The sequence below is a fragment of the Sorangium sp. So ce367 genome, from assembly GCF_051520455.1.
Taxonomy (GTDB): Bacteria; Myxococcota_A; Polyangia; order Polyangiales; family Polyangiaceae; genus Sorangium; species Sorangium cellulosum_B.
The window spans coordinates 5,453,090-5,465,559 of sequence record NZ_CP150334.1 but is presented as its reverse complement, the minus strand read 5'-3'; the positions used below and the strand labels follow the sequence as shown (position 1 = coordinate 5,465,559).

Annotated in this window: 10 protein-coding genes; 4 read left to right on the top strand and 6 right to left on the bottom strand. The window is 72.0% G+C overall.

The genetic code is table 11. From position 1 onward, the window contains the following. The first annotated feature begins 145 nt into the window (after positions 1–145). On the top strand, positions 146–1,486 hold the full coding sequence (locus WME97_RS20825; protein WP_437554243.1) for a sigma 54-interacting transcriptional regulator: 1,341 nt from the start codon (positions 146–148) through the stop codon (positions 1,484–1,486). A gap of 36 nt (positions 1,487–1,522) precedes the next feature. Here the strand turns inward: WME97_RS20825 and WME97_RS20820 are convergent, their stop codons facing one another. After that, positions 1,523–2,890: a hypothetical protein gene (locus WME97_RS20820; RefSeq protein WP_437554241.1), complete on the bottom strand. Its 1,368-nt coding sequence runs from the start codon at positions 2,888–2,890 to the stop codon at positions 1,523–1,525. A 535-nt stretch (positions 2,891–3,425) separates the two neighbouring features. Between WME97_RS20820 and WME97_RS20815 the strand changes: the two genes are divergently transcribed. Then, positions 3,426–3,833, top strand: a complete 408-nt coding sequence (locus WME97_RS20815; protein ID WP_437554239.1) for a hypothetical protein — start codon at positions 3,426–3,428, stop codon at positions 3,831–3,833. Between the two features lie 576 nt (positions 3,834–4,409). Here WME97_RS20815 and WME97_RS20810 read toward each other — a convergent pair. Then, complete coding sequence (locus WME97_RS20810) at positions 4,410–4,826, bottom strand: YbjN domain-containing protein (protein WP_437554237.1); 417 nt, start codon at positions 4,824–4,826, stop codon at positions 4,410–4,412. Positions 4,827–5,039: 213 nt separating this feature from the next. On the opposite strand from WME97_RS20810, the gene WME97_RS20805 reads away from it, so the two are divergent. After that, a complete protein-coding gene (locus WME97_RS20805; RefSeq protein WP_437554235.1) occupies positions 5,040–6,857 on the top strand; it encodes an N-acetylmuramoyl-L-alanine amidase in 1,818 nt (605 codons plus the stop codon). A 40-nt stretch (positions 6,858–6,897) separates the two neighbouring features. Here the strand turns inward: WME97_RS20805 and WME97_RS20800 are convergent, their stop codons facing one another. Then, entirely contained in the window at positions 6,898–7,485 is a 588-nt protein-coding gene (locus WME97_RS20800; RefSeq protein ID WP_012236418.1) for a response regulator, read from the bottom strand. Between the two features lie 3 nt (positions 7,486–7,488). Beyond that, positions 7,489–8,406: an NUDIX hydrolase gene (locus tag WME97_RS20795; protein WP_437554233.1), complete on the bottom strand. Its 918-nt coding sequence runs from the start codon at positions 8,404–8,406 to the stop codon at positions 7,489–7,491. Between the two features lie 527 nt (positions 8,407–8,933). Between WME97_RS20795 and WME97_RS20790 the strand changes: the two genes are divergently transcribed. Beyond that, entirely contained in the window at positions 8,934–9,296 is a 363-nt protein-coding gene (locus WME97_RS20790; RefSeq protein WP_012236416.1) for a TraR/DksA family transcriptional regulator, read from the top strand. Here WME97_RS20790 and WME97_RS20785 read toward each other — a convergent pair. Further along, entirely contained in the window at positions 9,287–9,412 is a 126-nt protein-coding gene (locus tag WME97_RS20785; RefSeq protein ID WP_437554230.1) for a hypothetical protein, read from the bottom strand. The two genes, WME97_RS20790 and WME97_RS20785, sit on opposite strands and share 10 nt — an antisense overlap. Positions 9,413–9,422: 10 nt before the next feature. After that, a complete protein-coding gene (uvrA, locus tag WME97_RS20780; protein ID WP_437554228.1) occupies positions 9,423–12,416 on the bottom strand; it encodes an excinuclease ABC subunit UvrA in 2,994 nt (997 codons plus the stop codon). Positions 12,417–12,470 lie beyond the last annotated feature (54 nt).

Below are 12,470 nucleotides of genomic sequence, written 5' to 3'. Positions count from 1 at the left end.
TGCGCCTCGCGTGCCGACGACAAACCTCCTGGACATGGACGACGCACAGATCCGCAGCGACCACGACAGCCCTTTTAGACCCCTCACCTCGGCTCACGGCGATAGGGCGGCGTCCGCGCCGCCTGCGGCGCCGGCCGCGCCCCTCGTGGCGCTGCCGGGAGCGCTCGTCGGAGGGCCCGGCGGTCGATCGGACCCCGGCGCGCGCGGCGGTGAGCCCCTCTCGATCCGGGACGTCACCGTGGAGATCGTGGACGATAGCGACGCGCTCGCCACGGTGTGGCTCCGCTGCGAGCATCCCGGCGGAGGCGCTCCAGCGCGCATCGCCGTCGCGCCGGGGGCCGAGCTCATCCTGGGCAGCGCTCCGGCTGCGGACGTGAGGCTCGACGATGCCGCGGTGAGCGCCCGGCACTGCCGCGTCGCGCACCGCGGCGCATCGATCGAGGTGACGGACCTCGGCTCTCGCAACGGCGTTCGCGTCGGCGGCGTCCGCGTGCGGCAGGCGATGCTCGTTCCTGGCGGCTGCTTCGAGATCGGTCGCACGGCGATGTGCGTCGAGGCGGCCCGAAAAATCCCGGTGATCGAGGAGGATGGGCCGCCGCTCCCCGGGCTCATCGGCCGCTCGCGGCCCATGCGGCAGCTCGCCGCGGCGGTGCGGCGGGTGGCGCCGCTCCAGCTCCCCGTGCTGCTGCGCGGCGAGTCGGGCACGGGCAAGGACCTCGTGGCCCGGGCGATCCACGCGGAGAGCACCCGGGCCGACCGGCCGTTCGTGGTCCTCAACGCCGCCACGATCCTGCGGGAGCTCGCCGAGTCCGAGCTGTTCGGCCATCGTCGGGGTGCGTTCACCGGCGCGGTTCGAGAGCGTCAGGGTGCGTTTGTCGAGGCCAGCCATGGGACGCTCTTCCTCGACGAGATCGCGGCGCTCTCGCTGGAGGTCCAGGCGAAGCTGCTGCGCGTCGTGGAGGAGGGGATGGTCCGCCCGCTGGGCGCGGAGAGGGCGACGCAGGTCAACGTGCGGCTCGTCGTCGCCACCTGCGAGCCTTTGGAGACCCTCGTCAGTGAGCGTCGCTTCCGCGCCGATCTCTACGAGCGCCTGGCGGTGTGCCGTCTTCAGCTCCCCGCGCTGCGCGATCGGCCCGACGACATCCCGCTCCTGGCCGAGCACCTCCTGGCGAGCTCCGAGATTGGCCGGCGCCAGCTGTCCCCTGGGGCGCTCGCCGCGCTGAGGGCGCATCGCTGGCAAGGCAACGTCCGGGAGCTGCGGAACGTGCTCATCCAGGCCGCGCTGCGCGCGCATGGCCGTGTGCTGCCCGAGCACATCACGGCGGTCATCGCGGATCGCGAGCCCCCGGTCCGCCGGAAGATCACGCCCGCCGATGCGCTCCGCGCCTTCGAGGAGGTGGGCGGCAACGTCAGCGCCGCTGCGCGGCTCGCGGATGTCCCGCGGTCGACCATGCGGGATCTGCTTCGTGCCGCGAGGGATACGTGAGCTCGATCCGCGGCGCGAGCGCACCGGACCGCAGCGCTAAAAGGCGCCTGCGACGCTGAGCGTGGCCTGACCTGGCGCCACGAACGGCGCGATCGCGGTGATGCGCGGCCCGTCGGCCGCGGTCTGCTGCTTCTGCGGGTACCAATCGATCATGGCGTAGGTCGCGGTGCCGACGACCCCGACGCCGAAGAGGACCCACCCTGTGATCGCCAAAGGGACCGCGCCGTCAAAGCGGTCGAGCTTCTCGCGGAGCTTTCCGCACGCGTTCCTGAAGTCGGGGAGGTCGCCCGACGGATCTTCGCGCGCGCCACAGGGCTGAGACCTGCGGTTCACGGGGATCGCGCTCTGGTGACCCGCGACGTACGTCTCGATCTGCTGCCCGATGTCGTCGGCGCTGCTGCGCGCGTCCACCGTGATGGCCGAGCCGACGATCCCCATGACCAGGCCGACCCCGGCGACGCCGGTCCCTGCCCAGGCGAGCGGCTTGCGAGCGTACCAGTGGAAGAACGGCTCGCGTCCGCCGGAGGCCTGCGCCGAGCTCATCGAGCCCATCGTGCTGCTCGTCGAGACGCTGACGGCGCCCGAGCTCGTCGGCGCTGCTGGTGACGGTGAGGGGCTCGGCGCGGCGGCGCCCGGAGCCATCGCGCCGGGAGCGGTCGCGCCCGGCGCTGGCGGCGTGGTGTTCGTGGCCGGAGGCTGTGCCGGCGTTGTCGGCACGGCGCCCGGGGGGGCTGAGGTGGGCGCAGCGGTCGGCGTCGCCGGGGTGGGCGCGCCGACAGGCGGCGTCGCGGGCGTCGCACCGGTCGTTCCGAGGGTGAGCGTCGCGGGCGTGGCTGTGCCGATCTTCGCGTCCACCTGCGTGGTCGCTGATCGGTCGAGGTAGGTCGCGAACAAGGTGTGCTTGCCGGGCGTCACGAACACCGGATCGAGCAGCGGCGCCTTGCCGATGAGGACGCCGTCAACGCTGATGTCCGCGCCATTCGCGTCAGCGGTCACGACGAGGAAGCCGGTCTTCCGTTTCACATCGGCGATCGCCTTCTCCGCTGCGGCGCGCTGCTCCGGCGTCGCCGCGGCGTGCTCGCGCAGGAACTGCTGCAGGTGCTTGCCGGCGTCCTGGAGGTGATTGGAGCGAAGCTCGCTCTGGCCGAGGTTGAGCAGCACTGCCGGGTGTCGCTTGAGCGCGTAGACCTGAAGGAACGCGGTGCGTGCCTCCTCGAACCGACCGGCGTCGTACGCCTTGACCCCTTCCTCGTAGCGCTGGCGCGCGACCTCGGTCACGGGATCGGACGGTTGCGCGAAGCTCAGCGGCTCGCTGAAGAGAGAAGGGGGGAGCCCGGCCTCCGTGAGCACGGCGGGAGCGATCAGCGAGAGCAGGAGGACTGGGGCGCAGGCGCGTGTTTTCATGGCTCCTCAGATCGGGCTTCGCCTCGTCGGCGTCCGCGAAAGGATACGATTGCAGCAGGCCTCGCTGCCGAGGCGAGAGAGAGGTGCGCTTCAGAACGGCGCATCGCGGATGATGCCGCCGCCCTTGCTGCCTCCTGTCGAACTCGTGCCACGCTGCGCGGGTGCTGGAGGCGCGGGCCTCTGTGCAGGGGGGGCTGCCTTCGGGCTGGTCGCTGGCACCGCGGGCGTCGCTGCGCTCCCGGCGGAAGCAGGCGCCGTGGCCGATGCAGGCGCCGTGGCCGCAGGAGGCGTCGTGACAGAGGGAGGCGCCGCCGCGGCGGCAGATGCTGTCGCCGTCGGAGCCGGAGGCGACGCTGAGGCGCTCGGCGCCGGCGAGGCGCCGTCGTCCTTAGCGGGGGCGGCCGTCGCTGCCGCGGGAGGCGCCTGCGAGGCGGCGGGGGGCGTGGTCGCTGCGGCGGGTGTCTCCGCCATCGACGATGCCGCCGGGGGCCCTGGATCCTGTCCGGCGTCGTCTTGACGCAAGGTGCGAACGACGATGAGCAGCAAGGCCACGCCCGCGAGGGCGAGCACGACCCGCAGCGCCGTCTTGTTCGGCGTGGACACGGGGATCTCGATCGGATCTTGGTCTTCCGTGCGGACGCCGGACGCGGCCACGGAATCAGCGCTCTCCCTCGCCGGATGCGCCGCGCGGGAGCCTCTGCGCGCCGGCCGTGCCGACGGCGGTTCGTTCTCCGGGGGCGGGGAGGGGGACCGGTCCACCTGCGGCTGCGGCTGCGGCTCAGGGGCGTGCGCGCCGGCCGCGGCCGCCGGCTCACCCATTCCTACCTGTGTTTTCCCTGCCGGCGCGGGCGGCTGGTTCCGCGTCACCGCGCCGCTCTCCTGGGCAATCGGGGCGCTCGCGTCCGCGGCGCCGCCGGCCGTCCGGGCGTCGATGAGCGGCTGAGGCGAGGGGCTGGCCTGCTCACCGGCCCCCGCCGCTCCCGCGTCGCGGGAGTTGGCCCCCGCCGCGGGCGGCCCCGGCGGGTCTTCGCCGATCGCGATGGTCGGGACCCCCTCGATCACGGTGTCGGACACGCCGGACGCGCCGGCTGGTGGGGCCTCGATGACGCGCGTCGTGGGCGCCGCAGGTGCAGCAGGAGAAGGCGCCACCGCGGGTCCAGGCTTCACCGCCGGCGCTTCGGCGGGGGAGGCCGCCTGGGCTTCCGACGATTTCGCAGCGGATGCGCCGGGCTCCTGACCAAGGGCGCCGCCGCGCGCGTCGCCTCGGGCGCCCGACAGCTCGTCGAACCCCTCCCAGGATGGCCGGATCGACGACGCGATCCGTTCCGCCTCCTCAGCAGAGAGGGAGCGCTCACCAGGTTCCGCGGTCGTCGGTTGCTCCCCCGCAGTCATCGCGGTGAGGAACTTACCACCCGCGTCTGCTGCACCGCAATCTCGCGACGGATCGGCGCATCACCAGCTGCCGCGTACGGCGGGAATGAGCACCCCCCTGGTGCCTCCGGAAACCATCGCGAACGGGTCATCCGCCGCGCGCCTCGCGCAGCAACGCGTCATCCCAGGTGTCGGCGACCTGGCTCACCGTCGTGACGATATCCTCGAACTCTTCGTACTCGAGCGCGCTGAGGCGCCGCAGGCAGCGCACCACCACCTCGTTGCGCGATTTGTCGATCGCGAAGGCCGCGTCGGAGGTGATGACGAAGCTGAGCTCCAGGAGACGCCTGTAGAACGCCTCGCGCCCGCTCAGGGGGACGGCCATGATGGGAGAGAAGACCATCAGGACGCCTTGCGCCTCCAGCACGTTGACGCCGATCGTCGCGCTCCCGTGCTGAAGCTGCGCGTACCCCGTCTCGTCGAGCGTGCTGTCGCCAGCGCCGCTCGGCGAACTGGCACCGCCTTGAGAGCTCGCGTTGTACCGGGCGAGATACGCGTTGACCATGCTCGTCGCGTCGGCAAACCTCTCCCCCGACGCGCGGTCCGCGTAGAGGGGTCCTGTGGATGAAGTGGGCGTGAGGTCGGGCACGTGAAACCTCCTGGACGAATCGCCAGTCGCTCGGCGCGCGGGGCTGAACTGGCGAACCGACAGCACACCAGCCCGGCGTGGTTACATCGTAGCGCTCCGGCGTTCGCGGTGATCGCGCTTTTTGCAGTGGTGGCGCACGCCACCCTCGGGTGCAGCGCGGAGGGCAGCGCGCCGGCTGCGCCCGCCGGCGTCTCCGACGAGGAGCGCGCCGCCGCGCTGCTCGATCCGGCTGCGCTCCTCCCACCCCGCGCCGAGACGGTCGCCCTCGCCGATGCCGTCGCCATCGCGTCATCGCGGGCCGGGGCGCCGGCGCAGGCGGCCTCGCTCGCCGAGCTGGCCGGCGATCTTCGCGTGCGGCTCTTCCGCCTCGATCAGGCGGTCACCGACGCGCGCGAGGCGATGGAGCTCTACAGCGCGGCGGCGACGGCCTTCCGCGCCTCGGCCGATCCGGCCAACGTCGAGCGCGCGTGCCAGGCCGAGCGCCGCCGCGCGCTGCTCGCCGGCGAGCTCGCTCACGACGCGGCCGTCGCGTACCGCGAGCTCTACCTGGTCTCGCGGCGCTACGCGGCCCTCGCCCCGCCCGCGCCGTCCGGCGGCGCGCCGCGCTCGCAGTGCCTGGGCGCGCTCGCGCTCGCGCTCGCGCAAGCCGCTGCCTACCGGCCGAGCGGGGATGCGCTGCGCGCGCTGGAGCAGGAGGGACACCGCGTCGAGGGCGTCGCGCTCGCGCTCGCGCTCGCATCGAGCCCGGCGCCGGGCTCCTCCGCCGCGCCCGCGAGCTCGGCGGGCGCGGCGCCGGTGCAGGTGACGACCGCCGAAGCCACCGGCGATGTCGTCGTCGCCCCCCGGGCGCCGGCCGCGCCCACCGGCCCGGTGAAGATCACCTCGATCGAGCGGCACGGCTCGGACAAAGGGGCGCGCGTCGTGGTCGAGCTCTCCGCGCCGACGACGTTCGACGTCGGCACGCTCGCGGCGGACGAGAGCGCCGGCAAGGACGCGCGCGTGTTCGTCGACATCGCGAGGGCGACGTCGCGCGGCATCGCGCGGGAGATCGAGGTCGGCGGCGTCCTGCGGCGGGTGCGCGTCGGCGTCCAGCCGGATGGAACGCGCGTCGTCCTCGATCTCGCCGCCAACCTGCACCGCCGGATCTTCTACCTCCCCGATCCGTTCCGGATCGTCGTCGACGTGAGCACCCGCCCTCCGTTGCGCGATGACAAGGACAGCCCCGGCGGCGCGCGAGAGGTCCGGCGCGTCGCGATCGACCCGGGGCATGGCGGCAACGACACCGGCGCCGTCGGCCCCACCGGCTTGAAGGAGAAGGACGTGACGCTCGACGTCGCCCACCGCGTCGCCCCGCTCCTCGCGCGCGAGCTCAAGATCGAGACGCTCCTCACGCGGGACAGCGACACCTACGTCCCGCTGGAGCTCCGCACCGCGCGCGCGAACGCGTTCCACGCGGACCTGTTCGTCTCGATCCACTGCAACGCGAGCGAGAACGGCCGCGCTCGTGGGGTCCAGACGTTCTCGCTCGCGGCCCCTCACGACGGCGAGGCGACGTCGGCGCAGCTCGCGGCGCGCGAGAACGCCGCCCGCGCCGGGCGGGGAGGGCAGGGCGTGGACCCAGGTGATCCCGGCGCCCGCCTCGAGGTGGCGGCGATCCTGTCGAACCTCAACGTCGGCGACATGGCGGCCCGCTCGCGCCACTTCGCCGAGCTCCTCCAGCGGTCCTCGCTGGCCTCGCTCTCGCCCCGCTACCCCGACACGAAGGATCAGGGCGTCAGGGGCGCGGGCTTCTTCGTCCTCGCGGGCGCCGACATGCCGGCCGCGCTGTTCGAGACCGCGTTCATCTCGAACCCCGAGGACGAGGCTCGCCTCGCGACCGCCGACTTCCGGCAGAAGATGGCGGACGCCATCGTGAACGCGATCCGCGCTTACCGCGAGGGCAAGTGAGGGGCGCCGCTGGCCTGCGCGGGCGTCGCCCGCGCAGGCGTCACCCTCGCTCGAGGCCCATGAGCCGCTCGAGCGAGTCGCGCAGCTCGCCGGCCTCGCCCTTCTTGATGAAGTCGTAGGCGCCGGCCTCGGTCGCGTTCTTCTTCATGTCCTCGTGGTTCGAGTACACGATGCAGCGGATGTGCGAGGTCGCGTCGATGGAGCGGAGCCGCTCCAGGCAGCGCACGCCGTCGAGGCCCGGCATCATGATGTCCAGGATGAGCGCGTCGGGCTGGAGGTTGCCCACCGCGACGAGCGCGTCGAACGGATCCTGGAACGTCGTCAGGTCGAACCTCCGCGACAGCGTCTTGCGGAGCGCGGCGAGGACGGAGGGGTCGTCGTCGACCACGACGACCTTCGGCTTGCCCATCCGGAGGATCTCCGGGATCGGGTAGCCGTACTTTCGGAGGAAATCGAGCACGTCCAGCCGCCGGAAACGGAGGTGCCGTCCGGGCGTGCGGAAGTGGCGGATCTCCCCCTTGTCCGCCCAATTGTGGATGGTCTTGAGGTCCACCTGACAGAAGCGCGCGACGTCGCTCGCGGTGAACAGCTCGGGCTGCGTCGTGTTCTCTTTCGGGTTCGTTTCCATGGCTCACTCCTCGAGATCAGGCGTCGCCGGCACGGAGGGGGCATTCGTCTGGGGGGCGTCGAAGCTGGTCGGCACGGGTGGATCTGGCTCTCGTTCCTGTTTGATGTGGATCAGGGATCCATGTGCGCAGCATTCTTCGGCGACGAAGCGCCCGTTGCGCAGGACATAACGGGTCGGACCCTCGGCGCGCCGATCGCGCGTCTCGTGCGAAGGGTCGCCTGGCAGCGCCAGGTAGGGCGACTCGGCCCCAGCGCCCGGGACGAAGCGCGGACAGATCGGCAAGAGCGACTGGCGTTCCGCGAGCGCCACGGCGCTGCGCACGTCCAGGGCCGCGGCGAGGAGCTCGAGCGTGCGTGAAGTCGGCGGAGCGAGAAGGATCTCCCCACGCGCGGCGCGCTCCAGGACGTCGGACGGCGCTGCCCAGAAGCTCATCGTCGTCTCGTGCCCGTCGTGTCGCCCGATCTGGCCTGACGGTAGCGGTAGCAGGAAGAAGCGCGCGTCGAAGCGCCGCGCCTCGGCGAGGGGCGTGATCCACCGCGCCCACGGGACGAGCGCCGCGAGCGCGAGCTTCAGGCCGCGCCGCGCGAGGATCGCATCGAGCGGCGCCCCGGCGGCGAGCTCCCGCCCCACCGCGTCGACCTCGTCGCCGGACAGAGGAAGATCGGTTGGCAGGATGCCCCCTTCCTCCAGCGTCTCGCGGCACGCGGCCACGCACAGCGCTCGCGCCGGCGTCTCGCCCGTCGCGAACGCAGCGGCGCGCGCCGGTGGCTCGGTCGCCCGATCCCTCCAGACTTCCGCGCCGTCCTGCGCGTCCACTTTCCCACCAGGGAACACCACGGCGCCCCCCATGAAGCTCGAGCTCGCGTGGCGGCGAACGCAGAACACCTCGATTCCAGCGCGACCGTCACGGAGGACGATCACCGTGGAGGCATCGCGGGGACGGACCGGGGTTCGGTTCTGATCGAAATCCAGCAATATGGGATAAATTTGTTCCACGTGAGCTGCCTTTCGTCAAACCGTCCGCTGCGTCTCATTTCCGGCGTGCTCTGGGGTGAGCATGCGGGTTTGAGGCCAAGTCCGCCGCCTTTTCCGGCGGCTCGGGGACTTCCCGCAGATGCTTTCCACGCTGTCCCGACAACCGATGCCGATTGATGCCGCAGCGTCCGGTCGGTCGCGGGCGTGGTGGCCTTTGATGGCGACCGAGGGTGAATCGAGAGGCATCGGCCGCAGTGAATTCGGGCGATCTCTGCCTGCGACGGAGGCGTCGTTGACGGGCTCGGCTCCCACGCCTAGAATCCCGCGCCTCGCAATTTCGGGGGGCTGTCTGGCCTCTCCGGACATGTCGCGGAGCCGTAAGTCCCGGCAGCCGGGGTCAGCGCCCCGCGGCTTGCATGCGCCAGGGAGCTCAGACGGCAGCGCCGAACGGCGCATTCGACGCGAGAGGACCTATGAACAAGGCCCAGCTGAAAAAGTTCAAGACCCTGCTTGAGACGAAGCGCGACGAGATCGTCAAGAAGGCCAAGCAAACGCTGACCGAGGACATGATGCTCGACGCGAACGATCTCCCTGACGAGATGGACCTCGCGTCGAGCGAGTACCTGCAGTCGTTCACCTTCCGGCTCCGTGGCCGCGAGAAGTCGTTCCTCGACAAGATCCAGAAGGCGCTCGTGAAGATCGAGGACGGCTCGTTCGGCAAGTGCGAGGAGTGTGAAGAGGAGATCTCGGCGAAGCGCCTCGAGGCGCGCCCCGAGACGACCCTGTGCATCCGCTGCAAAGAGGATCAGGAGCGGGTCGAGAAGGACTACGGCTGACGCTGCGCCGCGCGAGGAGGCCGGCCGCCGGTCGCCTCCTCGCGCGAGGGGGCCTCGGCGCCGTCGGGCGTGCGCTCCTGCTCCCGGTCCACGTCGCGCGGACCGGCAGGGGCCACGCCCGTTCTGCTATTTGCGGGCGGCCGCGCGGCTGCGCGGCTGCTGCGGGGTGCGACGCTTCGACGCCACGAGCACCTCGCGCAGGTACGCGCCGGTGAATGACGCCTCCTCCTGCGCGATGTCCTCCGGGGTGCCAGCGGCGACGATCGTCCCGCCGCGCTCACCGCCCTCGGGGCCCAGGTCGATCACCCAGTCGCTGCAGGCGATCACGTCGAGGTTGTGCTCGATCACGAGGACGGTGTTCCCGGCGTCGCGCAGGCTCATCAGGCTCGCGGTGAGCACCTCGATGTCGGAGAAGTGCAGGCCTGTCGTCGGCTCGTCGAGCACGTAGAGCGTGCGGCCGGTGGCCTTGCGCGCGAGCTCGCGCGCGAGCTTCACCCGCTGCGCCTCGCCGCCCGAGAGCGTCGTCGCGGGCTGCCCCAGCGTGATGTAGCCGAGGCCGACGCGCGCGAGCGCGGCGAGCCGCTCCCGGACGCGGGGGAGCGCCTCGAACTGGTCGATCGCCTGCTCGACCGTCAGGTCGAGCGCGTCGGCGATCGACATCCCGCGGTAGAGCACCTCGAGCGTCTCGCGGTTGTACCGGCGGCCGCCGCACGTCTCGCACGTCACGAAGATGTCGGGCAGGAAGTGCATCTCGATCCGGAGCACGCCGTCGCCCTGGCAGGCCTCGCAGCGACCGCCCTTCACGTTGAACGAGAAGCGGCCCGCCTTGTACCCGCGCGTCCTCGCCTCCGGGAGGCCCGCGTAGAGCTCGCGGAGCAGCCCGAAGACCCCCGTGTACGTCGCCGGGTTCGAGCGCGGCGTGCGGCCGATCGGGGCTTGATCGATCGAGATGACCTTGTCGATGTGCGAGAGGCCCTCGATGCCGTCGCACGCGCCGATCGGGGCGGAGCTCCTGTACAGCTCGTTCTTCGCGGCCGGCAGCAGCGTGTCGACGATGAGGCTCGACTTGCCCGAGCCCGACACGCCGGTGACCGTGCAGAAGAGGCCGACGGGGATCTCGGCCGTGACGTTGAGGAGGTTGTGGGCCCGCGCGCCGCTCACGCGGATGAAGCGCCCATCGGGGCGCTGGCGCTTCGTGGGGATCGCCAGCTGCTTCTTGCCGCTGAGGTACGGGCCGGTGATCGACGCCGGATCGGCGCTCAGCTCCTCCGGCGTGCCCTGCGCCACCACGTTGCCGCCGTGCACGCCCGCGCCCGGGCCCATGTCCACGATGTGGTCGGCCGCGAGGATGGCGTCGCGGTCGTGCTCGACGACGACCACGGTGTTGCCGAGGTCCACGAGCCGCCTGAGCGCCTCGAGCAGCCGCGTGTTGTCGCGCGCGTGCAGGCCCACCGAGGGCTCGTCGAGCACGTAGAGCACGCCGACGAGCGCGGCCCCGATCTGCGTCGCGAGGCGGATGCGCTGGCCCTCGCCGCCGGAGAGGGTCTGCGCGGAGCGGTCGAGCGTGAGGTAGTCGAGCCCGACGTCGATGAGGAACCCGAGGCGGGCGATCACCGCCCGGAGCAGCGGCTCGGCGATCGCGCGCTCGCGCGGCGCGAGCGCCCCATCGACGTGGGCCTCGCCCGCGGCCTGCCCATCGGCGGGGGCCCGCGGCGCGCTTCCCTTTGCGGCCTGCGGCGCGCCTTCCTTCGGCGGCATGAGGCCCTCGAGGAAGACGCGCAGCGTGCGCAGCGGCAGGGTGCCGACGTCCGCGATGTTGCGATCCCCGAGGCGCACGGCGAGCGCCTCCGGGCGCAGGCGCCTGCCGTCGCAGGCGTCGCACACGCGCGTGATGACGAAGCGGCCGATCTCGTCGGAGAGCGCGGCGCTGTCCTCGTCGGGATCGGCCTCCTCCTCGTCGGCGAGGGCGGGCTCGCCGCTGCTCAGCAGGCGCTCGAGCCGCGGGATGATCCCCTCGTAGGCGGCCCTCTTCTTCCCCCGGCCGCCGGCGCCCTGGGCGTCGCTCCCTTCGAGGATCGCCTGCCGCGCCGCCGCCGGCAGCTTCGCCCACGGGACGTCCGGATCGCAGCCGAGCGCGCTGACGGCCCGCTCCGTCTCCGTGGCGAGCGAGAGCGAGCCGCGGCGCCCCCAGGCCACCACCGCGCCCTCGCGGAGCGTGCGCCGAGGATCGGGGACCACGCGGTCCGGATCGATGCGGGTCCTCGCGCCGATGCCGTCGCAGGCGGGGCACGCGCCGTGCGGGCCGTTGAAGGAGAACATCCGCGGCTCGATGGGCGGCAGCGAAATGCCGCAGTCGATGCACGCGAAGCGCTCGCTCATCCAGAGCGGCTCGATCTTCATGCCGTCGCTGGAGATGTCGACGAGCAGCCTGCCCTCGCCCAGCTTGAGCGCGAGCTCGACGGAGTCGGTGAGCCGGCCCTTGATGCCGTCCTTGACCACGATCCGGTCCACGACCACGTCGAGGTCGTGCGCGCGCGTCCGGTCGAGGACGATCTCGTCGCCGAGATCGACGATCTCGCCGTCGATGCGCGCTCGCACGAAGCCCTCCCGGCGCAGCCGCTCGATGTCGAGCTTCAGCTCTCCGCGGCGGCCTCGCGCGATGGGCGCCATGATCGTGACCCGCGTCTTGTCGCCGAAATCCAGGATGCGGTCGACGATCTGCTGCACCGTCTGGGCCTCGATCCGCTTGCCGCACGCGGGGCAGTGCGGGGTGCCGACGCGCGCGAAGAGCAGGCGGAGGTAGTCCGAGATCTCGGTCACCGTGCCGACGGTCGATCGCGGGCTCTTCGCCAGCGCGCGCTGCTCGATGGCGATGGCGGGCGAGAGGCCCTCGATCGACTCGACGTCCGGCTTGGACAGCTGCTCGAGGAACTGCCGCGCGTAGGCGGAGAGCGACTCGACGTAGCGGCGCTGCCCTTCCGCGTAGATGGTGTCGAACGCCAGGGACGACTTGCCCGAGCCGCTCGGGCCGGTGATCACCACCAGGCGGTCGCGCGGAAGCGACACGCTGACGTTCTTGAGGTTGTGCTGCCGGGCGCCTCGAACGACCAGTCGATCCATAGGGGGAACCGGAGAGCTATCACACACGGAAGCGGGCGTGGCGCCGCTCCTGCT

Excerpts from the sequence above, each read along its gene's own strand:
- WME97_RS20815 (WP_437554239.1), top strand. The coding sequence starts at position 3,426 with ATGAGCAGCAAGGCCACGCCCGCGAGGGCGAGCACGACCCGCAGCGCC.
- WME97_RS20800 (WP_012236418.1), bottom strand. The coding sequence starts at position 7,485 with ATGGAAACGAACCCGAAAGAGAACACGACGCAGCCCGAGCTGTTCACC.
- WME97_RS20810 (WP_437554237.1), bottom strand. The coding sequence starts at position 4,826 with ATGGTCAACGCGTATCTCGCCCGGTACAACGCGAGCTCTCAAGGCGGT.
- WME97_RS20820 (WP_437554241.1), bottom strand. The coding sequence starts at position 2,890 with ATGAAAACACGCGCCTGCGCCCCAGTCCTCCTGCTCTCGCTGATCGCT.
- WME97_RS20790 (WP_012236416.1), top strand. The coding sequence starts at position 8,934 with ATGAACAAGGCCCAGCTGAAAAAGTTCAAGACCCTGCTTGAGACGAAG.
- uvrA (WP_437554228.1), bottom strand. The coding sequence starts at position 12,416 with ATGGATCGACTGGTCGTTCGAGGCGCCCGGCAGCACAACCTCAAGAAC.